The sequence below is a fragment of the Mesorhizobium sp. PAMC28654 genome (assembly GCF_020616515.1).
Classification (GTDB): domain Bacteria; phylum Pseudomonadota; class Alphaproteobacteria; order Rhizobiales; family Rhizobiaceae; genus Mesorhizobium.
Genome location: NZ_CP085135.1, coordinates 1,975,828 through 1,999,685, shown reverse-complemented (window position 1 = coordinate 1,999,685; position 23,858 = coordinate 1,975,828). Strand labels below are relative to the sequence as shown.

Here is a 23,858-nt window from a genome sequence, read left to right as displayed (position 1 = left end):
GGCAATTTGTGATCAGGCACTCATGACGAGACCCTCTCGTCTTCTTCCAAACGGACGGCGCCACCCAGCCAGCAGCCGTCGGGGTGCCCGTCATCGAGACGGAAGCGGACCAGGATTTCCGAAGGGCGCTGCATGGCGCGCCCCTGGCGAATGGTTATCTGGCGCTCCGATGCTTCCGCGATTCCATTCGACAACAGGCCAAACGACAGCGCCGATGCGGCGATGCCGGTGGCGGCATCTTCCGGATAGCCGGAGGAGCGCGGGAACTGACGCGCATCGACGATCTGTGCGTCCTTGTCGAACACGGCATAGGGATAAAGCCCGGTGGAGCCGATCCGGCTGCACAGCCCCTCAATCCGGGTGAAGTCGGGGCTCAAGCGGTCAAGCACCGACACGCTGTTCAGCGGAACGAGTGTCTTGACCCGGCTGGTTGATGCGTTCTGGATCGGCAGCGATGCGAGGTCGTCGGCCCCGATGCCGAGGATTTCGATGATGTCGGCCCGGCTCTTGTCGGCATCGGGAAGCGGCTCGACACTGCCGGCGGGTTGCGAAATCTCGACCGCGGCGCCATGCTCCGTTCGATTGCGTATCCTGGCGTCGACGCGGCCACTTTTTGTCCAGATCGCCAGGTCATCGCCGGGCAGCTTTCCCAGCCGGTCGAGCAGCCACAGCGCGCCGACCGTCGCATGCCCGCACATCGACATCTCGTGATTTGGTACCCAGAAACGGAATTCGAAATCACAGTCCGAACGGGGCGGCGGCGGAAGCACGAAACCGCTCTCATGACCAAAGGAGCGTGCGACCTGCTGCATGTCGGCGTCGGACATCCCGGCAGCGTCGACGACGATCGGCGCCGGATTGCCTCCATGAGGGCCGGCGGCAAACACACTGACAAGTCGAATATCCCGAAGCATTCTCACCTTCTGGCCATAACGCAGAATTCACTGCGCACAGGCTAGGGTGGCGGCGGCCAAGCCGCGCGTTCGAACGGGCCTTACATTTTGATCGGCTGGGCCACGCGTTTGCGGATGTCGGAGGGTGAGCGGCCGTCTGCCCGTCGCATGGCGTGGGCAAGTGCCGCACCGCTCTCGAAACCGACCCGAAAGGCGATCTCGCCGATCGGCAGGTCGGTTCCGCTCAGGAGTTCGCGCGCGGTCTGGAGGCGGATGCGCAGTTGAAACTCACCCACCGAAAAACCGGTGCCTTCGCGGAACAGGCGGGTGATGTGGCGCCTGGAAACACCGAAACGCTCACCCAGGGCGTCGAGTGGGATCTGCTCGTCGGCATGGAGCGTCAAATACTCCTTCAGATCCTCGACCATTGCCATTCCATGCTCACGATGCGAGGCGCCGGGCATCATCTCGCCGGCCATGACCTCGGCGATGCATTGGACGAGCAGGGCGGATATCAGCGAGTGCTTGATGCCGGAGTCGCCATAGGCACTGCCGCCATTTCGAAGCGAAAGCGCCTGGAGTGCCCGAACCGTGGAACTGCGGCGAACCAGGGTCGTTGAGCGGGTGCGCCGATGAAACTCGCTGAGCGAGCCGATCTCCCGGTCGAGCCGGCGCAGAATGGTGCCGGTGACATAGATGGCGACATGGCGATGCGCGCCGATCCCCGCTCGCGTCTCATGTGCCCGGTTCGGCGGCACCACGGCGAACCGGTCCTGCGACAGCCATGTCCCTTCGCGCTGGTCTTCATGTTTGAGTTCGACTGTCCCACGACTTGGCAGGATGAACATCAGGCAGTCGTGCCAATGCCACGGCATGGCATAAGCGCCGCTGCCGGCCAAAGCGGCGTGCTCCTCGTCGGCCGCGATCAAAAGATCAGCCTTGGCCGTGTCGCGCAGTTGTTCGAATGACCGCAGCATCTTGGGCTCGAATTTATCGAGAGCCAAGGTAGCAGCGCAAACAGGGGGCAAGCAATCGAAGTCTTGAGGCCCTGCTTTTCGGGATCATGCCGTCTTCAGACTACAGGTGGCGATCGCCGAGGAAATCGAAGCCGGTCTCGAAGAAAAGATTGTAATTGCAGGTCATCTCTTCGCCCGGTGCGATGTCGCGCATTGCGTAGGTTTCCTCGGGCGAGGAGACATCGCAATTCGGCTCGTCGTTATGGTTCATGTAGCGGGCGTCATCGGCTTCGAAGACGATATAGGCCGGGTCGCGCCGGTCGGGGTAGGAATAGCGGTCGAGATAGTTCTTCACCGGCCCGGTCTCGCCCTCATAGGTCTCGACGTCGATGATCCGGTCGAACCGTGGATCAAGTTTCCAGACCAGCGTGCCCTTGGGAATGTGGTTCTTGGCAAACACACCGATGCCCTGGATCGGCGATTTGTCGAGATAGACGTCGACGAGCAGCATAATGGACCCTTGTGCCAGTGTGCGGGCTTCATCGCCCAGGAAAATTGTGCTTTGGGTAGCGCGCGACCGTGGCAATTGCGAGCGGAAATGAGCAGCGCGGAATTCAAAAAGTCATGATCGTTATGGCCGCCGCAAGATGCGCGCCGACCGCTGCCGGTCAGCGCTGTTGCAAGGCCAGGCGGACGCCCAGGGCGCAGTAGATGCCGCCGACAACCTTGCCCTGCCATTTCAGCACTGTCGGATTTCGGCGCAGGAAACTGCCGAGGCGACCGGCGCTCACGGCAAAGACGACCGTACTGAAAAGGCCCAGCACGACGAAGACAATTCCCAATACGGCCAATTGAAGCATCACCGATCCGTTTTCGGGCCGCACGAACTGAGGCAGGAATGCGAGGAAGAAAAGCGCGGTCTTGGGGTTGAGGACTTCGGTCAGGACGGCTTGTCGAAACGCCCTGCCGGCGGAGATTGCAACCGCGCCTGCTGCCGGATTGGCAGGCCTTTTCTCGATGATGGCGCGAATGCCAAGATAAACGAGATAGGCCGCGCCGATATATTTTACGATGCTGAACAGTGTCGCCGACGTGGCGATGATCGCTGAGATGCCGACCATCGCCATAACAGTGTGAAACATGTCGCCGGCCGCGATCCCGGCACCGGTTGCGATCCCGACCTTCGTTCCCGAACTCGTTGCCCGGGCGATCGTCAACAGCGTGGCCGGGCCTGGAATGAAGACAAAGCCGAGCACGACGGCGATGTAGGCGATCAATGTGGACAGATGGATCATGGGAGGGTTTCCTCGGCAAGCCGCGCCTTGCCCGTCACCTTCAGCGCGAATGAATAGGTATAGGCGATCTCCTCCAGTCGTGAAAACCGGCCGGAGGCGCCGGCGTGGCCGGAATCCATGTTGATCTTGAACAACACCGGATTGTCGCCGCTCTTGCGGTCGCGCAGCCGCGCCACCCATTTAGCAGGCTCCCAATAGGTTACGCGCGGATCGGTGAGGCCGGCAAGCGCCAGGATCGGCGGATAGTCGAATGCGCCGACATTGTCGTAGGGCGAATAGGCGGCAATGATCCGGTAGTCGTCGGCGGACGCGATCGGGTTGCCCCATTCCGGCCATTCCGGCGGCGTCAGCGGCAGGCTAGCGTCGAGCATGGTGGTGAGCACGTCGACGAAGGGAACCTCGGCGACGATGCCGCCAAAGCATTCCGGCGCCATGTTGGCCACGGCGCCCATCAGCATGCCGCCGGCAGAGCCACCTTGCGCGACGATACGGTCATGCGCGGTGTAGCGCTCCGCGACCAGATGACGTGCGACGGCGATGAAATCCGTGAAGGTATTCATCTTGTGCTCCCTCTTGCCGTCATCGTACCAGCCATAGCCCTTGTCCTTGCCGCCACGCACATGGGCGATAGCGAAGACAAAGCCGCGGTCGACCAGTGAGAACCAGTTGGTGTTGAAGGCGGCCGGCACGGTAATGCCGTAGGAACCATAGCCGTAGAGCAGGCAAGGCGCGGACCCATCCAGCGGCGTGTCGCGATGGTGCAAAAGCGAGATCGGCACCAATTCGCCATCGGCCGCGGGCGCCATCAGGCGCCTCGTCACATAATGGTCCGTGTCATGGCCGGAAGGCACTTCCTGGGTTTTGAGCAGCACCCGTTCGCGCGTGCGCATATTGTAGTCAAACATCTGCGCCGGCGTCGTCATCGACGAATAGGAAAAGCGCATGATCTCGGTGTCGTACTCGTAGGAACCTGAAAGGCCGAGCGAGAAGGCCTCTTCATCGAACGATATCAGGTGCTCTTCGCCGCTCGCGCGGTCGCGCACCACGATGCGCGGCAGACCTTCCTTGCGTTCGAGCCTCACCATATGGTCCTTGAAGCCGATCACCGACAGGATCAGCCGGCCCGGCTCATGCGGCACCAGTTCCTGCCAGTTGGCGCGCACCGGATCGCTGGCCGGCGCCGTCATGATCTTGAAATCCTTGGCGCCGTCGGCATTGGTCAGGATGAAGAAGATGTCGCCGCCTTCTTCCAGATCGTATTGAAGGCCAATCTCGCGCGGTGAGACCAGTTTCGGTTCAGCGAAAGGATCGCTGGCGCTGAGCAGGCGGTATTCCGAGGTCTCGTGATCGTTGATGCCGATCATGATCCATTCGTTGCCGCGGGTGCCGTCGACATCCATGAAGAAGCCCGGATCTGTTTCCTCATAGATCAGCCGATCGCTTTCATGGCTTTGACCAAGCGCATGGAAGAACACCTTTGACGGCCGGTGGTTGGGATCGAGGCGGGTATAGAAAAAACCGTCATTGCCGGCGTTCCAGACGCCGGAGCCACCGGTGTCGGGAATCTCGTCCGCGAGCTCCTTGCCATCGGCAAGATCCCGCACCCGAAGTGTGTAGAATTCGGAGCCCTTGTCGTCGAACGCCCACAGCAGCTTGCGATGGTCGGCGGAATGATCGACACCGCCAAGGCGGAAATAGGCCTTGCTTCGCCTCGGCGTCGCCGTCGAGCAGGATCTGCTCGACGCCACCATCGCGGGGCGTGCGGAGATAACGCGGCTGCTCGCCGCCGAGCTTGTAGGATGAACCGTAGGCATAGGGTCCATCCTTCATTGGCACGGAAGAATCGTCTTCCTTGATGCGGCCCTTCATCTCCTTGAAAAGCCGCTTCCGCAGGTCGACAGTATCGACCATCAGCTTTGACTGGTAGACGTTCTCGGCCTCGAGTTCGGCGCGGATCCCAGCGTCGAGCAATGACGGATCCCTGAACATCTCCTGCCAGTTATCGGCCCGCAGCCAGGCAAAGTCATCGATTCGTGTTGTGCCGTGATGCGTATCGGAAACCGGCCGTTTCTCAGGCTTGGGCGGGCTGACGAACGGAAATGCTGTCGTTTTGGTCATTGCGTCTCGCTTTGGAAAATATCCGGGATGGCGGCAGCCGTTGTTTCAACGGTTCCAGCCTTCAGCAACCAGTCTCATGCGGCCCCATTCGTGGCTTGGCAAGTGGCCAATCTGTCGTCGGAGACAAGTCTGATATCAACAAGACATTCTTCTGACACGATCCGGCTTTCTTTGACGAACGTGACGATTGCACTCAGCCGCCAGCAACGCATGCCGCGATCCATGGTCTCAGCGAAAGCCGACTGTGCCCAGATGACCTGTATGATGGCCAAGCAAGATCAAGCATTGAAGTCTTTCCGCGATTTGCGGTGGATGTAAATGCCGTCTGACCCAGCGTTAGCTACCACTGGTTCGACCACAGAAAAGCTGCCATGTGGTACAGGACACGCTAGATTGAAGCTGATCCACGAATATTTGATCAGTATCGTTGAATATAGCGCAAGAAATGAATTGACTTACTTGGCTCGTGGGCTCATGGAAGGTGTCGTGACGCGAATCGTGGAGGCTCTTTCCCGCACAAAATTCGCGCGATGCCCGCCTCGTAAAAATAGGGCGCAGATAGAAACAACTCTTGTTGGGGCCTGAAGAAATCATGGATATTGTCGAGACACCTTCCAGAAACAGCGATGCACTGATCGAGTTGACCGCCGATGTGGTGGCTGCCTATGTCAGCAACAACCCGGTCCCTGTCGGAGAGTTGCCCAACCTGATCGCCGATGTCCATGCAGCGCTCGGGCGCGTGGGCGGAGTGAGCGAACAGCCTCCCGCCGACAAGCAAAAGCCGGCTGTGAACCCGAAGCGCTCGGTTCATGACGACTACATTGTCTGCCTCGAAGACGGCAAGAAGTTCAAGTCGCTCAAGCGCCACCTGATGACCCACTATGATCTGACCCCCGATCAGTATCGTGAAAAGTGGAACCTGGATGCGAGCTATCCGATGGTTGCTCCCAACTACGCCGCTGCCCGGTCCCAGCTTGCCAAGAAGATGGGTCTCGGCCGCAAGCGCAAGGCGCGGTAATTTCCGCCCGCCCACCAATAATTCGACATTCAACGGCGCCTGCGGGCGCCGTTTGATTTTGTGCGGGAAAATCGATTGGTTGCGACGATCGGATCAGGCGGTCTGTTTCAGCGCTGCCTCGGCGTCGCGCTTGATGCGTTTGACCATCGAGCGCAGACCATTGGCGCGCTGTGGCGAGAGGTGTTCGTCGAGGCCGAGTGTCTTCAGCGTCGCCTCTGCGTCCGTTTCCAGGATTTTGCTGGCCGTCTGTCCGGAAAACAGCGCAAGCACGATCGCGACAAGGCCGCGCACGATATGGGCGTCGGAATCTCCCGTGAAGGTGATGACGGGATTGGCCCCGGTTCCGCGTTCGGTGGTCAGCCAGACCTGGCTGACGCAACCGGGCACCTTGTTGGTGGCGTTGCGTTGCTGGTCTGGGAATGGCGGTAGCGCTTCGCCCAGTTCGATCACATAGCGGTAGCGGTCTTCCCAATCTTCAAGGAGCGAAAAGTCGTCGCGGATCGTCTGGATCGTGGTGGTCATGATGCCGGATATAATCACGCGCCGTCGCCGCGTCACGGAAAAAGAAAAACACCGCAGGCATCGAGAGGCGGAGCCTGCGGTGTGCCGTCAGCACTGGTTCCTGAAATCGGAGCCGGCTTCGGAAAGAGTTATGTCTCGAAGGGAAATCGTTGGCGCTTCCTTCGCGCCTCCAATTGGGACGTGCGATACCGCGATGAAATCGTCTCAGTTTCTCACGGGCAGATTTACGGTCGCGGGCAGGACGATGTCTTCGCTCACGCTGCCGGTCGTGGTCGAGGTGTCTGGCCCAGCCGCCAGCTTGTCGTCGGATTTCTTGTCATCCAGCATCGCAGCCGCGATCTTGGCCGTCTCCTTCGCCCGGGCCGTGATTGTGTGCATCGCCGACTTGCCGGTTTCGCAGACATCTGGCTTGCGCTCGCAAATACCGGCGATGTCGCCGACCGCGTCGCGCGCCGCAAACAGGGCCTGGAGTGGGCCAACGCTCTCATGGCCGGTCTCATCGGGGCCGACGCTCAGCGGCAGCGCCAGAAGCACCAGCGAAAAACCAGAAAGCCATTCTCATCAGAAAGAACATGCCTTGCCTCGTCGTGACGGATCATGCATCCACATGGCATGACCTCTTTTGTAGGCAGGATGTTGGCACACAGGCACAAAGGACGGCTTGCAGGGACCGCGAGAATTTTCCTCAAATTTTAGGCAGATTCGAAACGAACCGTTTTGCTGTCGATTTACAGCAAATCCGGCCGATTTCCTTCAATTTGCGGTAACCATCCATCTGGCTGTTTTATCTGGATTTTTTGCACGGAGCGGTTCGATGGCGGTGGCCCGCTGCTCCGGTTTTCGATGCCGATTGAATAACCCTCCGTTTACTATGGCTGCATTTGCCCGCGCTTTCTGCCGCCGAGATCCCAATATTTGCCGCAGGCCGGACGTTGGTCGGCCCTGCCTTATCCATTCCTTAAACGCTGGATGCGACTTTCAGAGCCAACCAAAACAATCTGCAAGGCAGAGCTGTCCACGACGAGTACGGGTGCGTTGAGTTGAGTTCGATCAAGGCCAGATACGTCGAATTGCCTCGCGCGATGGCCGCCGGCTGCGAACGTATGGTTCATCCGTCCGTCCTGGAACGGAGCGACCGCGAGCGCCAGCACCGGTTCATTGGTGTCATGCTGGCGGCTCCTTTCTTCGCGGCCGGTGCCGCGGTCACGCTGGTTACATCGGGTATGGATGCGGCTGTCACCATGGCGGCGATCTTCGCGAGCTTCGGCTTTTGCTGGTTCGTCGCGCTGCTGGTGGCGGCAGCGGGCAAGATGGCGTTGGCCGGCAAGGTCGCCTTGGCCATGGCGAGCATTGCTCTTGCCGGCCTCATTGCCGCGGCGGGAGGCTTGAGCTCTCCAGTCGCCATGCTTCTTGTGGCCCTGCCATTTGAAGCTTGGTGGATCGGCACCTCACGGGGCGCTGCATTGTGGGGAGCCGCCGCGGCCCTTGTCGCGGTGATCGCCCAGCCGCTGGTCGGCCCCCTTCTGCCGCTTGCAGCGACACAAATTCCTGCCTGGCACTGGCTGGTGCCGCTGGCCTGGGCACTCACGCTCATTCCGCGTGCTTCGGCTTTTCACAATACCGCTGAGGCGTCTGGGGACCAGAACGCTGGCGGCCGGCTTGAAGACGTCATCGATGCGGTCGTACTGCGCGTCGCCAGGCATGGCGAGGTGCTGGAGGCGTCGGCGAAGGCGCGCACGATGCTGAAGCTGCCGCCGGAATTGCTTTTCGGCACCGGCTTCTTCGATCGCATCCATCTGTCCGACCGGGTCTGCTATCTCAGCGCGATAGCCGATATGCGCGACGGCGCCTTGTCGAGCAGGCTCGACATCCGCGTCCGGCTGCCGCAGAACGGCGGCGGCAGGACGGTGGACAATTACAGGCCGTTTTCTCTTGAGCTGGTTCGGGCGCCGGAACAGAGCGAGATATTCACGCTTGTTGTTCGCGAGAACGATGAAGTTGCCGCGCTGCGCGAAGAGCTGGCCGCGGCAAACGAAGCCGCCGCCTCCGCCGAAGTGGCGAAAGGGCGGTTTCTGGCTGTTGTCAGCCACGAACTTCGCACGCCACTGAACGCCATCATCGGCTTTTCCGACATGTTGCTGCATGAGATGTTCGGCGCCTTCAAGGACCCGCGCCAGAAAGAGTATGTCGGTCTCGTCAGAGATTCGGGACAGCATCTGCTTGCGGTCGTGACGTCGATACTCGATGTCTCGCGGATAGAATCGGGCGCCTACGCCACCAAGCCGGAGCCCTTCCGTTTTTCCGAAGCGGTCGACATGTGCCAGTCGATGATGAGGCTGCAGGCGCAGGCAAAGAGCATCGACCTGCAAGCACAGATCGCCCCGGATGCCGGCGAGATAAATGCCGACCGTCGTGCGGTGCAGCAGATGCTTATCAACCTCGTGTCCAATGCAATCAAGTTCACGCCCGACGGTGGCGACGTCGTTGTCGGCGCCAAGCGGATCGGTTCCCGGCTGCATTTCTGGGTCAGGGATACCGGCATAGGCATTGCCGAAGAGGACTTTGCCAAGCTCGGCAAGCCGTTCATGCAGATCCACAATGACTATACGCGCCGCTTCGAGGGAACAGGCCTTGGACTTTCGCTGGTGAAGGGGCTGGTGGAGCTGCACGACGGTACGATGTCGATTGAAAGCATGCCGGGTGAGGGCACCACGGTAACGATCAGCCTTCCCGTGGGCGGACCCAAGCGACGTCCTGTCGACAAGGCCGCCGTACTGCCGATGCCCGTAGCCAAGGCGAAAGGGGACAGAAATGGCGCGCTCCGCAAGACAGGCTAAGGTGGTCAAGCGCCGCACAAGTGCCTTTCAGGATGGCGCGGCGGCGGTAGGCAGCCTGATTTCACAGAATCCCGTTCTGGTTGGCGGCTCGACCGCGTTCCTGGTGACGCTGTTCTATGTCTCGGCGAACGCCTTGTGGTATCAGCCTTTTCCGCACGCGGGCGCGTTCTTTGCCACCCGAAGCATCGAGGGCTTTCCGCGCGCGGGCACGGCCGAGCCGGAGACGACAATCAACATCGTGCGCCCAGCCACCGCGACCGCGCCGGTCAAGAGCGACGCGACCGTTCAGCAAGTTCAAGGCATATTGAAGGACCTCAACTTCTATTCCGGCACTGTTGACGGCATTACCGGTCCGGCCACGCGCAAGGCGATCGAGGCATACCAGCAGAAGGTTGGGCTCAATGCGTCCGGTGAGATCGATTCGCTTCTCCTGGATCAGTTGGGCGCCACCCCCACGACAGCCTCAGTACCGCATCCACAGCCGCGGCCGGCTGAAACGGGCGTCGTCCCGGTTTCGCTGCAGACAAGCACCCCTGCTTCGCAAACTCCCGATGCCCGCATCGTCAAGATCCAGGCCGGGCTGAAGGCTTTCGGCAATGACGGCATGCAGCTGGATGGCGTGGTGGGCGCGCGCACCAAGGCGGCGATCAAGGAATTCCAGTCGCTCTTCGGCCTGCCGCAAACCGGCGAGCCCGACGAGGTCGTCTACGTCAAGATGCGTGAGATCGGCCTGACCAACTGACGGTCGTAACAAGCTCTCGCAAGCCGGCAAAAACCTCGCTAAACAGCGTCCGTATGTTCGGATGCTCCTCATGCGCGTAACCAGCGATCTTTGGGTGTCGGTGCTTTTGCGCCGGGTTTTCGGTGCGGGTGGCTTCGCTGCCGTGGTCAAGCGCGGCGCAACCGAGGCCGGGGCGGTTTTCGTTCTGGCGCGAGGAAGGCTGGGCGAGGTCGCCCTGTTCGGGCCGGCGCCGCAGACGAGTTACGATTCGGCCAAGCCGGACGATCGCTTCTTTAGTCTGCTCGGTGCTGGCGACGATGCCTCCGTGCTGGATGCGCGGCTGGAAAGGGAGAAGAAATTCGATCCCGATATCTGGGTAGTCGAGATCGAGGCTGGAGCCGTTCCAGTCGAGGAACTGATTTCCGTCAAGCCCTGAGACTCGCGGATACGGGGGCGTCGTCGCTGTTCGAAGCGTTGCGGGTGTCGCCGTTCGCCGCGGTGTGGCCGGTATCGCGGATAGCCTTGGACAGGGTCACGGCCTTCCATCCCCGCACCTTGTTCAGGGCGACGTCGCGGTGAAGCAGCCGGTACCGGTCAAGGAACAGGCGGATGGCGTGCGGGTGCGGGAACTGCGTCGGATAGACAGCGACGGTGATCAGGAATGCCCTGTCCTCGCTGAGGTCGAGCGAACGCAGCGCCGCGAGCAGTGACGCATAGTTCTGGTTCGCGGTCAGGGACCGGGCTGTTTGAAAATCGATTTCGAGTGCATCCGCGAGCGCGGTCTGGAAGAACGCCGCGTTGCCGGTCAGCGCGGTCTCGCGCAGCTTGGCGTAGGTTTCCGAGCCGAGGAAGGGATTGACGGAGGCTCCCAGACTGTCTCCGGCGGGGCGCATCATCGATCGCAGCCGGCGCCGCGCGTTCTCGGCGGCAATGCCTGGTTCCGGTTGTGGGGCGGGGGCGACCTCGACGATCTCGACGCTTTCAGCCACCGCTCTCACGACCGGTTCCGGTTTGCGCTGTCGCACCAGTGTCGGCTTTTCGATCGCCCTGATTAGGTCGGCGATGGTCGGGTTCAAATCCTTGCGGCGCGCGATCGCGCGAGCATGAGGCAGGCCATGCCGCCCGATCAGCGCGATGAGGTCGATGTCGCTGACCGCGGGCGAGCGGATGAGCAGGGGAGCGGCGATGTCGACCGCCTCCTCGCAAAGTCGCCGAACCAGGGCGGCGGGCGCGTATTCGCATTCCGAGAGCGCGGCGGCGACATAGCGGCGTGATTCGGTCGAAACACTGTCGAAGAGCGGAAGCGTAAGGTCCTCGAGCTGGGCGATCTCCCGGCGCGAGGGGCGGGTGAGCGAACAGAAGGCCGACACCGCTGCCCGGAAAAGCCTTTCGGCCTTGCCTGATTCAACCCGTACAGCGATTTGCCTGAAATCCGAAGATGACACGAAGGATACGCCTGACACTCGACACAACCCGGACCGCGCGACCGGACTGTGTCGGTTTCGCATTCGCCAGGAACAAAGATCAAGTTAGCGGTGATCCGTTAGCGCTCCGTTAACCCTCTACCGTCCTAATCACATTTGGAGGCGTTGCGTTGTGCTCCGGGGAAACCGAGAGGAATGCGCGAACCATGGGCATGGTATTGTCTTTCGTGCCGCGAACGTCGGCGACCAATCGAGCAAGTCAGAACACCGACGCGCCGGCGGCGGTGATCATCTTTCCAGGCGTTCGCTACGAACAGCGGCCGCTGACCGGCGAGGCACGGCCAGCTGGACCTGACAAACCCGGTTCAACGCGGCCGACCGCACCTCATCATTAGTGCATGTCGCCCAAAAGTGACCTCGGTTTTGGGAGAACGACATGCATAAAAACAAAGACCTAAAGCGCGTCGCATGAATCCGTTTCGACGCGACGCGCTTTAGACGACGACCTTGAGGGCAGGGGCCGGCGGGTGGTCGGATACGGTCTAGAAGTCCTGCAATTCGCAGGAACTCTGATCGAGAAACCGCGATACGATCGGTTTCCAGCTATCGTCAGGCACGAAGCCGCGGATGACGAATATGCCTTCGTCGATCGGCGCCTCGACAAAGATCGCTCCCTGAAGCTGCTCGGGCAGGTCCTTTCGGACCTCGATCATTTGCGCCGGCGTCAGGACCACGGCATCCAGTGCCCCGCCATTGGCGGTATGGTCGTTGAAGGAATAGATGTTGTGCCCGTTGCGGTCGTAGACCGAGACGGACCAGAACGGAACGTTTCCAGGCGCCTTGACCCGAACCATCCCGTCGACCAGGTCGAACCGGCACGCCGCCGCGTAAAACATCGGGTCGACGGATTTGACCACCGGCGCACCGCCGGCCTCCGCGTCAAGCCTGGTTATCTTGTAGAGATCGGAAGCCATCGCCAGCCGGGACCACGCGTCACGTTCGGAAAACACCGGAACCAGAAGCAGCACGGCGATATGGATGATGCCGGCGCCAAGCAGGCCAAGCAGGATGACATGCAGCAGCCTACGCATTGCAGCCGACCTTAAGGATCTGTGGCAGTGTCACGTCCGACAGGCCCGTGCTGCTGGCGATCGGCGTATCGTAGAAGGTGAGGACGAAATACATCGTGCCGGCACCGTTCGAGAGCAGCCAGTTGCCTGGCGCGGGGCGGTTGCCGACAGAAATGATCACGGAATTGTCGGGTTCGCGCAGGACTTGGTAGGACTGGAGAGCGGCGGGCCGCGGCTTGCCGGTTTCGACCACGCCAAGCGACTGGTCGGCGGCATAGAGGGTCCAGAACCGGGCTGTCGGAAATCCCCCTTCGATCTTGTAGGCACATTCCCGCTTGAGCTGCTCGCCGCCTGAATCGCGTTCGGCGACAAAGGACAATCCCTCGGCCTGCCCAAGCGCGAGGACACCCTCCCTCGCCACACGGGCCTTGGAGTAGGGGTCGGCGGCTGGGGTGCCGATATAGGGGAATGCTGTCCATTGGCCGATCCGGATCGCCCCGACACCGTCCTGTACCTTCAGCGCATACCAGACGCTGCCGCCGCCACCGCCGATGGCGATGACAAGCGCGACCAGTGTCAGGAATGCGTTCTTGAGCATGAAGAGCCGCGGAGAGAGGACTATAGTTCGGGATATCGCGAGGCAGGGTCTGATGGCAAGCGGGCCGAGGAATTTGCCTTCCGGCGCAACGCTGGGATCAAAGCGCCGACAAGGTTTGCGGCGAGGAAGGGGGTTGGAGGATGGGCGCCTCTTCGAACACCTTTGACATGTCCCGCAGCGTCTGGGTGGTTCTGCTGGACAGGACCGGCGGGCGCTCGGCGGCGGCATCGGCGGCCGCCTGTTCGGCGTTCTTTTTCTGCGCTTCCTCGGCCTTGGCCGCTGTTTCGGCGTCGACAAAGGGCTTGTCGATGCCCGGGATCGGCTTGAGGTCGATATTCTGATGCGCATAGACCATCAGGCGCTGCCACACCATCGCCGGCAGCGACCCGCCCGTCATGTTCTTGGTCGGGCTGAAATCATCGTTGCCCAGCCACACGGCGGCCGTGTAGTTGCCGGTGAAGCCGACAAACCAGGCGTCGCGGTAGGACTGCGTCGTGCCGGTCTTTCCGGCGACGACGATGTTGGGGATTTGCGCGCGCCGCGCCGTACCCATCACCGGCACCGCCGCCAGCATGGTGTTCATGGATTTCAGCGCCTGTTCCGACAGCACGCGGTGCGGAGGCGGCGCATCCTTGGTGAAATCGTAAACCACCTGGCCGGTGCGGTTGACGAGTTGCGTAACGCCATGACGCGAGCCGACAAAGCCGTTCTGCGCGAACACGCTGTAGCCGGTCGCCTGGTCCATCACGGTCATGCCGGAGGTGCCGAGCACCATCGTCTTGTGGGCCTCGAGGGGCGACTCCACGCCGAACGATTCCGCCATCGCCTTGATCGGTGGGATACCCAGATAATCCTTGGCCAGCCGGACAGGTACGGTGTTGATTGATTTGGCCATCGCCATGATCAGTGTGATATTGCCAGCGGATTCTCCGCTGTAATTGTGAGGCGACCAGTTACCCCAGCTGATCGGCCCCCCGGAGATGATGGAGTTCGGGGTGAAACCGTGCTCCATCGCGGTCGCATAGACATAGGGTTTGAACGAGGAGCCGGTCTGGCGAAGCGCCTTGGTGGCGCGATTGAACTGGCTGGTGCCATAATCCCTGCCGCCGACGATCGCGCGCACCGCGCCATTGGTCTCGATGACGACAACGGCGCCCTCGGTGACGTTGTATTCCTTGCCGAACTGACGGAGATGGAATTCCACCGATTCTTCGGCGGCTTTCTGGATGTTGGCGTCGAAGGTTGTATGGGCGACCAGCGAATGCTGGCCGCTCTTGGCCGCGATCTTCTTGACCTCGTCGAACGCCCAGTCGAGGAAATAGTCGGGGCTTTTCTGTTCGCCGCGGTCGACGACATCAGCGGGGTGCAGTCGAGCCTGCAGTACCTGGCCCTCGGTCATGAAACCGGCGTCGACGAGATTGGAGAGCACCACATTGGCGCGCGCGCGCGCGGCCGGCAGGTTGATGTGCGGCGCGTATTTGGTCGGCGCCTTGAACAGCCCGGCCAGCATGGCGGCCTCGGCGAGGCTCAGGTCCTTGACGCTCTTGCCGAAATAGAAATCGGCGGCCGCCTCGATGCCGAAGGTGCCGCCGCCCATATAGGCGCGGTCGAGATAGAGCTGGAGGATTTCCTTCTTCGAGAGATTGGCTTCGAGCCACAATGACAGGAAGGCTTCCTTGATCTTGCGTTCGAATGTCCGCTCATTGGTCAGGAACAGGTTCTTCGCCAGCTGCTGGGTGATGCTGGACCCGCCTTGCACCACGGAATTGGCACGGACGTTCTCGAAGATCGCGCGCGAAAGGCCCAGGATATCGATGCCGTAGTGATCGAAGAAGCGGCGGTCCTCGGTGGCGAGCACCGCCTTGATGACATGATCGGGCATCTCGTCGACCGGCACGGAATCGCGCTGGATGATGCCGCGCTGGCCGATCTCGTTGCCGTAGCGGTCAAGGAAGGTAACGGCGAAATCGCCCTGGGCCCGCCAATCGCCTGTCGTGTCCTGGAATGCGGGCATGGCCAGCGCCAGCATGACGACACTGCCGCCGGCGCCGAGCGTAAAACCTTCGCTGAGCACTTCGATGATGCCCCGGCGCCAGCCCTTCAGACGGAACCGTCGGGAAAAGATCGTCGCGGCTTCCCAGAACTGGCGCGCCTTGAAGCCGATCTCATAGAGCGAAGAGTCGATCCATGCGTCCAAGGCCAGCAGCCAGGCGGCGATCGGTCCTCTTCTCTTGCGCGGTTCGGGACTGGCCATTCGGAAATCCGTCTTCGGCTGCGCGCGGAAACTGCATGCGCGCAGTTTCGGGACGGCGCATCGACAAGACTATTCGTCCATTTTTTCGGCACTCACAAGGGCTAACAGGAGGCCACGCTGCAAGTCGTGATCTGGCGGAAGAATCCGAACGCGGCTAGGTTCGATCGGAAAACTGCCGGCGGCTCAATTGCCCGCTGGTGATGGAACAACACGATGACCGCGTCCGGCGATTTGCAGCAGGCACTATTCCAGAGATTGAGAAGCGATGCATCGCTCTCGGCGCTGCTCGGCGGTGCCGGATTGCTCGAACGGCCAGCTGAAAATGTTGCCTTTCCCTATGTAACGTGCGGCCAGACCAGCGCCTTCGACTGGGACACTGGTGTTCAGAACGACGCCGATCAGTTGGTCACGCTGCACATCTGGTCAAAGGCCCATGGCGAAGCCGAAACGCGTGCCATCATGGACAGGATTAAGGCGCGCCTCGCCAAGGCGGTGCTGGCCATAGGCGCGCGCGGACAGACGCACCTTGTGCTCGAATTTTCCGAGATCCGTCATGACGATGAGCTGCTGCTGTATCACGGGCTGCTGCGTTTTCGCGCCGTGATGCGGGAAAGCGCCTGATGTGCTTTCATTAAGGCTGGAACGCAGTCTAGACTGGGTTCTCGTGATCTTCGCTTGGGCTACGAAAATCATGGTCTTGTTCTCTGGCGTTTTAGGGGTTTGGCAGGCATGTTTTTATCGGTGTTCACTGTTCATTTCACGTTCAGCACCGATGCGTTACAACGCCGACCATGAAAACGCTTCGCTCCCACCTCCGAACCGCGATACTGGCGCTCTGTGCGGTCGGGCTGTTTGCGTCGCGGGCGACTGCATTGCCGACCGACATGCCGCAGCCGGCTGATCCGATCATATTGGCTTCATCTGATTGCTACGCGATCGGCCAGCAGGTAGCCGAGCAGAATGGCGGGACCTTGGCCAAAGCGTCGCAATCGACGCGCGGTGGCCAGTCTGTCTGCGTCATCGTCGTGCTCGTGCCCGGCAAGGATGGACAGCGTCCGCGCCGTTCTGAAATCGTGGTTCCACAGAACTGAGCTTGACCCCATCGTTTCCACGGCCGCGGGAATCGGCCTATATCTGACACCGGCCCGTCAAGCGGGCCAATCCGTTACAGGCCCAACCGCCACAGGCCCAACCGCTACAGGCATAGACCCGCATGCGCGTACTCGTCGTCGAAGATGACAAGGATCTCAACCGGCAGATAGCCGATGCCTTGGTGGATGCCGGCTATGTGGTGGACCGGGCTTTCGATGGCGAGGAAGGCCATTTTCTCGGCGATACCGAACCCTATGACGCCGTGGTGCTTGATATCGGCCTGCCGCAGATGGATGGCATCAGCGTGGTCGAACGTTGGCGGCGCGGCGGCCGCAAGATGCCGGTTTTGATCCTGACGGCGCGAGACCGCTGGAGCGACAAGGTGTCGGGCATCGACGCCGGGGCCGACGACTATGTTACCAAGCCGTTCCACATCGAGGAGGTTCTGGCGCGCGTTCGGGCGCTCATCCGGCGCGCGGCCGGCCACGCGTCCTCCGAGCTGACATGCGGGCCGTTGCGCCTCGACACCAAGGCCTCCAAGGCCGATGTCAGCGGTCAGCCGTTGAAGCTGACCTCGCACGAATTCCGTCTGCTTGCCTATCTGATGCACCACATGGGTGAGGTCGTCTCGCGCACGGAACTGGTCGAGCACCTTTATGATCAGGATTTTGACCGCGATTCCAATACCATAGAGGTCTTCGTCGGGCGACTTCGCAAGAAGATGGGCATCGACATGATCGAAACCGTTCGCGGGATGGGCTATCGTATGCGCGAGCCGGAGGCGTAAAGCGGAACAGCTCCCTACAAAACCGGCCGCCTCAAAAACGCTGTTGCTGCGTTTCTGGCCGCGCTCGCTGGCATTTCGGGTGATCGCCTTTTCCACGGTCTGGGCGATCCTCACACTCATTGTCATATTCACGCTCATCACGACGCTTTACCGTCAGGCGAACGAGCGGGGTTTCGACAGCCTGCTTTCGGCTCACCTCTTCAACCTGATCGGCTCGGTCGGCATTTCCGACATCGGTGCGCTGACCGGCGCGCCCGATCTTGGAGATCTTCGGTTCTCCGAACCGAATTCAGGCTGGTACTGGTCGGTTGAGCCTGCTTCGGAGGGCGTGCATGGCGATCTCCATTCGTCGTCGATGACCAGGACGGTCCCTTCGCCGAGCGTGGCCGAGGTCCCGTTCAATTCCAGCTTCCAACGCAGCTATTCGACGGAGGGAATAAGCGGCGAGAGATTGCAGGTGTTCGAGAGCGAATTCGTTCTGGATACGAAAAACCGGGCGGCTCGTTTCCGGGTCATGGGCAACCAGACCGAACTCGAACAGGAAATCGGCAGTTTCCAGCGTCGCCTGCTCACCTATCTCTCGCTGTTCGGTGTCGGCATGATCGCCATCAACGCGGCGGCCATCCTTCTTGGCCTTCAGCCATTGCGCCGTGTCAGAAACGCGCTCGCCATGGTGCGCGAAGGAACCGCGCAGAGGCTGGACGGTCGATTCCCGGCCGAGATCGAACCGCTCGCCAACGAAACCAATGCGCTTATCGAAAACAACAAGCGCATCGTCGAGAGATCGCGAACGCAGGTCGGCAATCTCGCGCATTCATTGAAGACGCCGCTCGCGGTGCTCATCAATGAGGGGCGGGCGCTTGGCGGTGCCAAGGGACAACTTATCGCCGAGCAGGCATCGTCCATGCAAAAGCAGGTGGAGCACTATCTCCAGCGGGCGCGCGTCGCGGCGCAGCGCGACAGCGTTGTCTATCGCACGCCGGTGGCGCCGCTTGTGCAGCGCATGGTGCGTGTGGTTCAGAAGCTCAACCCGCGGACCAGCCTGTCGCTTTCGCTGCCCGCCGCCGAGATCGTCTTCGCCGGGGAACGAGAGGATCTGGAAGAATTGCTTGGCAATCTTCTTGAGAACGCTATGAAATGGGCACGAAGCGCGGTCGCGGTATCGGTGACGCCTCTCGCGACCAGGGATGATGTGGCCAGCCTGTTCGAGATCAGCATCGAAGACGACGGCCCGGGCATTCCAGAAGACAAGGCGCGCGACGTGCTGAAGCGAGGACGACGTCTCGACGAGACGAAGCCCGGCACTGGTTTGGGACTCTCCATTGTCGCGGACCTCGTCAACGAGTATGGAGGCGTCCTGGCTCTGGAGAGGTCCGACATGGGCGGATTGAAGGTGGTGGTTCGATTGCGGAGCCTTCAGTGATGTTCACCCTGGCCGACTACGGCCAAATTTCCGACAAATATCAACATTATGGCCATGTCAGTCTCTCGATGACGCGGCCCCTAGCTCATCCTCTTCAAGTTCAAGATAACCGGTTGTTGGCATGAAGATTCGCGTCGCGCTCTTTTCCGCACTGCTCGCCGTATCCGGCTGCACCACCACAGCCAGCAAGGGTCCCAGCGTGGCCATGCTGCCGCCTGCTGCCGGCAAACCGCCTGCTGGCGGCAAACTGACCTCGACTATCATTTCCGCCATGGATGGCGGCCTTGTCGGCGGGTCGATCGGCACCGGCTTGAGCGACGCCGAGAAGCGCAGCGCGCTTGAGGCCGAATACAAGGCCTTGGAATACACCGCGAGCGGCCAGAAGGTGACGTGGAAGGGCGATCAGCCGACCCGCTATGGTGAGGTCGTGCCCGCGCAGCCATACCGCGTCGGCTCGCAGGACTGCAGGCAGTACACGCAGACGGTCTTTACCGGTGCCAGCACCGCGGGTGTGAGCGCGCGCGGAACCGCGTGCCGCAACGCCAATGGCAGCTGGACACCTCTTACGTGATACCCGGTTGGGTCCTGCGGGATCCGGTTCTGTTGATGTCGATCGGGAGCCGCGGCGGACGCCTGCCGTCAAAGCGTCGCAGGACGCCTGTGTTGGCAGAGCGGGGCTCTGCCGCTATTGGATAAAACATGCTGTTCTGGGTCATAGCCGCCGTCCTCACGCTGGGTGCAAGCCTGGCCGTGTTGCTGCCGCTGGCCGGCAGGTCGAATGGCGCGTCATCCAGCAGCGAGCATGATCTTGAAGTCTATCGCGACCAGCTGGCCGAACTTGATCGCGACGCGGCGCGCGGCCTGATCCAGCCGGCGGAGGCCGAAGAGGCGCGCGCCGAAATCGCGCGCCGGATCATTCGCCTCGGCGGTGGTGACACAGCGGCAAAGCCGGCAACCCTTCAGGCTTCAAAGGCGACCCGGCTTGTCGCCGCCACGGCGGTTCTGATGGTTCCGCTCCTCAGCTGGGGCCTGTACAGCAAGATCGGGTCACCTGACCTTCCGTCACAGCCGCTCAGTGAGCGGCTGGCCAAGAATCCCGCCGACAGTTCCGTCGACGAACTGGTGGCGCGCGCCGAGGCCCACCTTGCCGCCAATCCATCCGACGGCCGGGGCTGGGATGTGCTGGCACCCATCTACCTGCGCTTGCAGCGCTTTCCCGAGGCGGCCACAGCCTACCGCAACGCCATCCGCCTCGATGGTGATAGCGCCATTCGTCAGGCAGGTCTTGGCGAGGCGATTGCCAATGCCGCGGGCGGGATTGTGTCGGCGGACGCCCAGGATGCTTTCGAGGCGGCCCTGAAGCTTGATCCGTCAAGTCCCAAGGCATCCTTCTACCTTGCGATGGCTCTGGCCCAGGAGGGCCGCTACGGCGAGGCGACGTCCGCCTGGCAGCGCATGCTTGCCGCGCTGCCGCAGGACTCGCCATGGCGCGGCGCCGTCGAGCAGGCGCTGGCCGAGTCGGCCAAGCGAAGTGTTGCGTCCGGGCAGGTCGAGAAAGGTCCGACCGCCGGGGATGTCGACGCCTCGTCGTCGATGTCGCCGCAAGACAGGGAAGCCATGATCAACACCATGGTCGCCGGGCTCGATGAAAAACTTCGGCAAAATCCACGTGATCCGGAAGGATGGATGCGGCTCGTTCGTTCCTATGTCGTGCTTGGCAAGGCCGATCAGGCGCGCGACGCGCTGGGTCGCGCCATTGCCGTCTTTGGGGTCGATAGTGATGAAGCCAGGAAATTCACCGCCTTTGCCGCCTCACTTGGCCTGACAGCGACGGAGTAGGGCAAGCGATGACGCGCAAGCAGAAAAGATTGTCGGTGATCGCGGGCGGACTGGCTTTCCTGGGCGCTGCCACCGGGCTGACATTCTACGCGCTTGGCCAGAAGGCGTCCTATTTCTACATGCCCGCCGATCTGACCACCGCCAGCCTGCAACCCGGCCAGCGCATCAGGCTTGGCGGCCTTGTTGAGAAGGGAACGCTGCAGCGCGGGCAGGGCACGACGGTGGCCTTTTCGGTGACCGACAAGCAGAAGGATGTCAAAGTCACCTACACCGGCATTCTTCCCGACCTGTTCCGCGAAGGCCAAGGCGTGATCACCGAAGGCTCGTTCGGCCCGGACGGTGTGTTCGTCGCTGACACTGTACTGGCCAAGCATGACGAGAACTACATGCCCAAGGAAGTGGCGGATAGCCTCAAGGCCAAGGGTGTGTGGGAGGAAAGCAAAAGTGACTAGGCAGGTTCCGCAAAAGGACCCCACGGTCTTACGGCATGACCTTGCCGCAAGACAGCAAGCAAGCGGGCGTCACCATGGTTGAAACCGGACACTTCGCGTTGGTCCTGGCCTTTGCGTTGGCGCTTGTGCAGATGGTGGTGCCGATGTTCGGCGCGCGGTCCAACAACCAGCGCATGATGGCCGTTGGCGGCCCGGTCGCGGTGACCGGCTTTGCCTTGACCGCGCTGTCTTTCGTCGCGCTGGCGATCGCCTATGCCCGCTCTGATTTCTCGGTGGCGAGCGTCTGGGAAAATTCGCATTCGCTGCAGCCGATGATCTACAAGATCACCGGCACCTGGGGCAATCACGAAGGCTCTATGCTGCTCTGGGTGCTGATCCTGACCTTCTTCGGCGCCCTCGTTGCTGCCTTCGGCACCAATCTTCCCGTCACGCTTCGCGCCAATGTGCTGGCCGTGCAGGGCGCGATCGGTGCTGCCTTCTTCCTGTTCATCCTGGCAACATCCAATCCCTTCACTAGGCTCAACCCGGCGCCTATCGAAGGCCGCGACCTCAATCCGATCCTGCAGGATCTCGGCCTCGCCATTCATCCGCCGCTGCTCTATCTCGGCTATGTCGGCTTCTCGATCTGCTTTTCCTTCTCGGTAGCGGCACTCATCGAAGGTCGCATCGACGCTTCCTGGGCGCGCTGGGTCCGGCCATGGACATTGGTCGCCTGGATGTTCCTGACCGGCGGCATCGCCATGGGTTCCTACTGGGCCTACTATGAATTGGGCTGGGGTGGTTTCTGGTTCTGGGACCCGGTCGAGAACGCCTCGTTCATGCCGTGGCTGGCGGGGACGGCGCTGCTCCATTCGGCGATCGTCATGGAAAAGCGCTCAGCCCTGAAGATCTGGACGCTGCTCCTGGCCATCCTGACTTTCTCGCTGTCGCTGCTCGGAACCTTCCTGGTGCGCTCCGGCGTGCTGACATCGGTCCACGCCTTCGCCACCGATCCGACGCGAGGCGTCTTCATCCTTTGCATACTGACGCTGTTCATCGGCGGGTCGCTGGCACTGTTCGCGCTTCGCGCTTCCCGACTGACGTCAGGCGGCCTCTTTCATCCGATCTCGCGCGAAGGCGCGATCGTCCTCAACAATCTGTTCCTCACGACGGCCACGGCGACAGTGCTCATCGGCACGCTCTACCCGCTGGCCGTCGAATCCTTCTCGTCCGACAAGATTTCGGTCGGTGCACCGTTCTTCAACCTTACGTTCGGGCCGCTGATGGTGCCCTTGCTGGTCATGGTGCCGTTCGGGCCGCTGCTTGCCTGGAAACGCGGTGACATTTTTGGCGTGGCCCAGCGCCTGATGGCGGCCTTCGCGGCCGCACTTCTGGCAACGCTGGTGACGGCGTTGTTCATCGATGGGTCTTCGGTGTTCGCGGCTCTTGGCGCCGGGCTGGCCTTCTGGCTGGTCTTTGGCGCTCTCACGGATCTCGCCGTCAAGTCGGGGATCGGCAATGTCGGGGCGAGCGTCGCGCTCAGGCGATTCCTTGGCTTGCCGCGCTCGGTCTTCGGCACGGCACTCGCCCATCTCGGCCTTGGACTGACCACGCTCGGCATTGTCGGCACGCTCTGCTTCGGCACCGAGAAGATACTTTCCATGCATCCCGGTGAAACCGTGGAACTGTCGGGCCATACGCTGCGCTTCGTCGGACTTCATCCGGCCCAGGGTCCCAATTTCAGCGAGGATAGGGGCCGGTTCGAAATCATCGGGGTGGGTGGCAGCGCGGTTGGCGAAATCAGCTCGGCCAAACGCTTCTACCCGGTCCGCCAGATGACAACGACGGAATCGGGCATCAAGACCATGGGGTTAAGCCAGCTCTACATTTCGCTCGGCGACGAGGGGAGTGACGGGGCGGTCGTTGTCCGTATCTGGTGGAAGCCGCTGGTGACGCTGATCTGGGGCGGAGGATTGGTAATGATGGCGGGTGCGGCGATGTCGCTGATGGACCGTCGCCTGCGCGTTGGTGCGCCCGCCCGCCGCAAGCAGGCGCGCACCGCGCCCTCGCCGAGCCCGTCATGAAGCGCGCCACCGCAAGCACGTTTTCGCTGGCGTCGCTCGTCCTGTTGCTGATGCTGTTGTTTTCCGGCGTGGCGCAGGCGGTGAAGCCGGATGAGGTCCTGGCGGATCCCGGGTTGGAAGCCAGGGCGAGGGCGCTTTCGGAAGGCTTGCGCTGCATGGTCTGCCAGAACCAGTCGATCGACGAATCAGATGCCGACCTTGCTCGCGATCTGCGCGTTCTCGTCCGCCAGCGCATCGTTGCCGGCGACACCGACCAGCAAGTGATGGACTATATCGTCTCCCGCTACGGTGAGTTCGTGCTTTTGAAGCCGCGCTTCGAACCGCGCACCGCCCTTCTTTGGGGCGCCCCGGTTGTCCTTCTGCTGGCCGGAGGCATTTTCATCGTCCTGACCACCCGGTCTCGTCGCTCCATTGCGACGAAATCATTGACCGCGGAAGAACAGGCGACACTCGACACTATTTTGCGCCGGGACTGAAATCACTCCCAAACATTACG

At 61.5% G+C, this 23,858-nt stretch carries 22 protein-coding genes and 2 pseudogenes; 13 read left to right on the top strand and 11 right to left on the bottom strand.

Translation table 11 applies throughout. The annotated features are described in order from the left end of the window. Nucleotides 1-20 precede the first annotated feature (20 nt). The 5 genes and pseudogenes from LGH82_RS10175 to LGH82_RS10155 all read right to left on the bottom strand — a co-directional run bounded on the left by LGH82_RS10175 (nt 21) and on the right by LGH82_RS10155 (nt 5,262). On the bottom strand, nt 21-914 hold the full coding sequence (locus LGH82_RS10175; protein ID WP_227348367.1) for a PhzF family phenazine biosynthesis protein: 894 nt from the start codon (nt 912-914) through the stop codon (nt 21-23). A gap of 80 nt (nt 915-994) precedes the next feature. Further along, nucleotides 995-1,870 carry an AraC family transcriptional regulator gene (locus LGH82_RS10170; RefSeq protein WP_227348366.1) on the bottom strand — a complete coding sequence of 292 codons (876 nt, stop codon included), beginning with the start codon at nt 1,868-1,870 and terminating at the stop codon, nt 995-997. A gap of 100 nt (nt 1,871-1,970) precedes the next feature. After that, nucleotides 1,971-2,360, bottom strand: a complete 390-nt coding sequence (locus tag LGH82_RS10165; RefSeq protein WP_227348365.1) for an SET domain-containing protein — start codon at nt 2,358-2,360, stop codon at nt 1,971-1,973. A 157-nt stretch (nt 2,361-2,517) separates the two neighbouring features. Further along, the gene (locus LGH82_RS10160; RefSeq protein WP_227348364.1) at nt 2,518-3,144 is read right to left on the bottom strand and encodes a LysE family translocator; all 627 of its coding nucleotides are present in this window, start codon (nt 3,142-3,144) and stop codon (nt 2,518-2,520) included. Continuing rightward, a pseudogene (locus tag LGH82_RS10155) lies at nt 3,141-5,262 on the bottom strand (S9 family peptidase). Before LGH82_RS10155 ends, LGH82_RS10160 begins: the two are co-directional and overlap by 4 nt. A 592-nt stretch (nt 5,263-5,854) precedes the next feature. Between LGH82_RS10155 and LGH82_RS10150 the strand changes: the two are divergent. Further along, nucleotides 5,855-6,280 (top strand): MucR family transcriptional regulator, encoded by a 426-nt coding sequence (locus LGH82_RS10150; protein ID WP_227348363.1) that lies wholly within the window; start codon nt 5,855-5,857, stop codon nt 6,278-6,280. Nucleotides 6,281-6,373: 93 nt separating this feature from the next. Here LGH82_RS10150 and LGH82_RS10145 read toward each other — a convergent pair whose 3' ends face one another. Next, nucleotides 6,374-6,802 carry a SufE family protein gene (locus LGH82_RS10145; RefSeq protein ID WP_227349542.1) on the bottom strand — a complete coding sequence of 143 codons (429 nt, stop codon included), beginning with the start codon at nt 6,800-6,802 and terminating at the stop codon, nt 6,374-6,376. A gap of 204 nt (nt 6,803-7,006) precedes the next feature. Continuing rightward, nucleotides 7,007-7,376, bottom strand: a pseudogene (locus tag LGH82_RS10140) (DUF5330 domain-containing protein). Nucleotides 7,377-7,905: 529 nt separating this feature from the next. Here LGH82_RS10140 and LGH82_RS10135 point away from each other — a divergent pair. From LGH82_RS10135 to LGH82_RS10125, 3 genes are all read left to right on the top strand, one after another. Beyond that, nucleotides 7,906-9,639: a PAS domain-containing sensor histidine kinase gene (locus tag LGH82_RS10135; RefSeq protein ID WP_227348362.1), complete on the top strand. Its 1,734-nt coding sequence runs from the start codon at nt 7,906-7,908 to the stop codon at nt 9,637-9,639. Continuing rightward, the gene (locus tag LGH82_RS10130) at nt 9,614-10,381 is read left to right on the top strand and encodes a peptidoglycan-binding protein (protein ID WP_227348361.1); all 768 of its coding nucleotides are present in this window, start codon (nt 9,614-9,616) and stop codon (nt 10,379-10,381) included. Before LGH82_RS10135 ends, LGH82_RS10130 begins: the two co-directional genes overlap by 26 nt. Nucleotides 10,382-10,451: 70 nt before the next feature. Beyond that, nucleotides 10,452-10,796, top strand: a complete 345-nt coding sequence (locus LGH82_RS10125) for a DUF1491 family protein (protein WP_227348360.1) — start codon at nt 10,452-10,454, stop codon at nt 10,794-10,796. Here LGH82_RS10125 and LGH82_RS10120 read toward each other — a convergent pair. From LGH82_RS10120 to LGH82_RS10105, 4 genes are all read right to left on the bottom strand, one after another. After that, nucleotides 10,786-11,805, bottom strand: a complete 1,020-nt coding sequence (locus tag LGH82_RS10120; RefSeq protein ID WP_227349541.1) for a DUF2336 domain-containing protein — start codon at nt 11,803-11,805, stop codon at nt 10,786-10,788. The genes LGH82_RS10125 and LGH82_RS10120 overlap by 11 nt on opposite strands. A 521-nt stretch (nt 11,806-12,326) precedes the next feature. Continuing rightward, nucleotides 12,327-12,875, bottom strand: a complete 549-nt coding sequence (locus LGH82_RS10115) for a DUF1254 domain-containing protein (RefSeq protein ID WP_227348359.1) — start codon at nt 12,873-12,875, stop codon at nt 12,327-12,329. Continuing rightward, entirely contained in the window at nt 12,868-13,452 is a 585-nt protein-coding gene (locus LGH82_RS10110) for a DUF1214 domain-containing protein (RefSeq protein ID WP_227348358.1), read from the bottom strand. Before LGH82_RS10110 ends, LGH82_RS10115 begins: the two co-directional genes overlap by 8 nt. 97 nt (nt 13,453-13,549) lie before the next feature. Further along, entirely contained in the window at nt 13,550-15,706 is a 2,157-nt protein-coding gene (locus LGH82_RS10105; protein WP_227348357.1) for a transglycosylase domain-containing protein, read from the bottom strand. 213 nt (nt 15,707-15,919) lie between these two features. Here LGH82_RS10105 and LGH82_RS10100 point away from each other — a divergent pair, with 213 nt between their 5' ends. The 9 genes from LGH82_RS10100 (at nt 15,920) to LGH82_RS10060 (ending at nt 23,838) form a co-directional block, all read left to right on the top strand. Next, the gene (locus LGH82_RS10100; protein WP_227348356.1) at nt 15,920-16,327 is read left to right on the top strand and encodes a DUF3168 domain-containing protein; all 408 of its coding nucleotides are present in this window, start codon (nt 15,920-15,922) and stop codon (nt 16,325-16,327) included. Between the two features lie 170 nt (nt 16,328-16,497). Next, nucleotides 16,498-16,797: a hypothetical protein gene (locus tag LGH82_RS10095; protein WP_227348355.1), complete on the top strand. Its 300-nt coding sequence runs from the start codon at nt 16,498-16,500 to the stop codon at nt 16,795-16,797. 122 nt (nt 16,798-16,919) lie between these two features. Then, nucleotides 16,920-17,585, top strand: coding sequence for a response regulator transcription factor (locus tag LGH82_RS10090; protein ID WP_227348354.1), 666 nt, complete (start codon nt 16,920-16,922; stop codon nt 17,583-17,585). Between the two features lie 43 nt (nt 17,586-17,628). Continuing rightward, nucleotides 17,629-19,008 (top strand): ATP-binding protein, encoded by a 1,380-nt coding sequence (locus tag LGH82_RS10085; RefSeq protein ID WP_227348353.1) that lies wholly within the window; start codon nt 17,629-17,631, stop codon nt 19,006-19,008. Between the two features lie 121 nt (nt 19,009-19,129). Further along, nucleotides 19,130-19,579 carry a hypothetical protein gene (locus LGH82_RS10080; protein ID WP_227348352.1) on the top strand — a complete coding sequence of 150 codons (450 nt, stop codon included), beginning with the start codon at nt 19,130-19,132 and terminating at the stop codon, nt 19,577-19,579. Nucleotides 19,580-19,707: 128 nt separating this feature from the next. After that, complete coding sequence (gene ccmI / locus LGH82_RS10075; RefSeq protein WP_227348351.1) at nt 19,708-20,847, top strand: c-type cytochrome biogenesis protein CcmI; 1,140 nt, start codon at nt 19,708-19,710, stop codon at nt 20,845-20,847. Between the two features lie 8 nt (nt 20,848-20,855). Then, entirely contained in the window at nt 20,856-21,299 is a 444-nt protein-coding gene (gene ccmE, locus LGH82_RS10070) for a cytochrome c maturation protein CcmE (RefSeq protein ID WP_227348350.1), read from the top strand. A gap of 74 nt (nt 21,300-21,373) precedes the next feature. Continuing rightward, a complete protein-coding gene (locus LGH82_RS10065; protein WP_227349540.1) occupies nt 21,374-23,362 on the top strand; it encodes a heme lyase CcmF/NrfE family subunit in 1,989 nt (662 codons plus the stop codon). Continuing rightward, nucleotides 23,359-23,838, top strand: a complete 480-nt coding sequence (locus tag LGH82_RS10060; protein WP_227348349.1) for a cytochrome c-type biogenesis protein — start codon at nt 23,359-23,361, stop codon at nt 23,836-23,838. The genes LGH82_RS10065 and LGH82_RS10060 overlap by 4 nt, the downstream gene beginning before the upstream one ends. Nucleotides 23,839-23,858 lie beyond the last annotated feature (20 nt).